Consider the following 1,441-nt stretch of genomic DNA (forward strand, 5'->3'; position numbering starts at 1 on the left):
ACTAACGGCCGCATAGCTTAACCCTTTGCGGCCGTTTTGCATTTTAATTTCTCGGTATTTATTTTTTAAGGGTTTAAATGTTACTCTAGCGTTTTGAATTTTGAGGAATCGTTATGAACGCTATCGAGCTTTTACTTACCCGCCAATCAGACTCTAAACTAACAGAGCCGGGCCCTACGCCTGAGCAGCTCGACATAATTAAGCAAGCAGCATTACGTGTTCCTGATCATGGCTGTATAGCACCGTGGCAGTTCATTGTTGCTCAAGGTGATGCACGCAATAAACTGGGTGAAATTTACCATCAAAGTGCAGTGGCAGAGCAACAAGAAGAAAAAGTAATTAACCGTGCTAAAGAGCTTCCCCTTCGTGCGCCTATGATTGTAATAGCAATTGCTAAATATCAAGAACACCCAAAAGTTCCTCGAATAGAACAAGTACAAAGCGCAGGCTGTAGTGTATTAGCGATGCAACAAGCTGCATTTGCCCAAGGGTTAGGCGGTGTTTGGCGCACAGGCTACTTTGCACAAAGTAGCGCGGTTAAAAAAGCGCTTAACTTACATGAGCAAGATGAAATAGTAGGGTATTTATATATAGGTACACCCGAAGTCGATTGTAAAAAGTCGCCTCGCCATAAGCCAGAAAACTATTTTAGTAATTTGTGAAATAGTATGAACTTTGCGCAACTTACATAGTCATAATTCATTAAGGTTACAAAGAGTATTATTTAAAAGTTAATGACTTGGCTGTAAGAAGCGCTTGGAAGCACTAAATTTACTAAATCTTCTTCAGTTTGTTTTTTAATCGGTTGTTTTTTGATACATTATGGAAAGTCTTAATAAAAATAACGATAAAGAAGACGAAAACTATGGGAAATTTATTTTTACGTGAAAAAGAGAATTGGCTAGCATGGTCAATTTGGGGAATCATTGGTGCTTTTGTAACACTGTATGTTGCAATGAGCACAAATGCATCACACTTTATAGCCGGTTCAGCGATGGGTATGCTTGTGTTGTTAACATGGTGGATGCACCAGTCCAAACGTTTCGACTTTGGGCGTGCATTTAAAGTATGTTGCTACGTTTTATCGCTTAGTGTGCTACCTGCTTTTATGTTTGTTGTAGTACCAAGTGATGATTTAAATCGATTCGATTTAATTTTTCAAGGCGTTACCTTTACCGCACTGAGTATATTGGCTTGTTTAATCTGCTCTTGGATTGCACGTAGACCTAAACAATATTATTAATGTGTTTAACTTTAGTCCATTAACTACACTTTTATTAAAGTGAAGAGCTTAACAAAAGAACAAAGTGGGTCTATTTTATCCAATATGTTAATATTTTATATTAATTTCTATTTAGCTCTTTACAAGTTATGTATTTAGCCATATTATTCGCGCCGTGCGGAGAGATGGCAGAGTGGTCGAATGCACCGGTCTTGAAAA

Annotated in this window: 2 protein-coding genes; both read left to right on the plus strand. The window is 38.0% G+C overall.

Features of this window, described 5'->3' with window-relative positions; translation table 11 throughout:
• Positions 1-113 precede the first annotated feature (113 nt).
• Positions 114-662 (plus strand): NAD(P)H nitroreductase, encoded by a 549-nt coding sequence (locus GQR46_RS19625; protein ID WP_007582703.1) that lies wholly within the window; start codon positions 114-116, stop codon positions 660-662.
• A 203-nt stretch (positions 663-865) separates the two neighbouring features.
• On the plus strand, positions 866-1,243 hold the full coding sequence (locus tag GQR46_RS19630; RefSeq protein WP_007582705.1) for a hypothetical protein: 378 nt from the start codon (positions 866-868) through the stop codon (positions 1,241-1,243).
• Positions 1,244-1,441 lie beyond the last annotated feature (198 nt).

Origin of the sequence: Pseudoalteromonas sp. Z1A6 (genome assembly GCF_011378745.1) — a bacterium.
Lineage (GTDB): Bacteria > Pseudomonadota > Gammaproteobacteria > Enterobacterales > Alteromonadaceae > Pseudoalteromonas > Pseudoalteromonas arctica.

Excerpts from the sequence above, each read along its gene's own strand:
- GQR46_RS19630 (WP_007582705.1), top strand. The coding sequence starts at position 866 with ATGGGAAATTTATTTTTACGTGAAAAAGAGAATTGGCTAGCATGGTCA.
- GQR46_RS19625 (WP_007582703.1), top strand. The coding sequence starts at position 114 with ATGAACGCTATCGAGCTTTTACTTACCCGCCAATCAGACTCTAAACTA.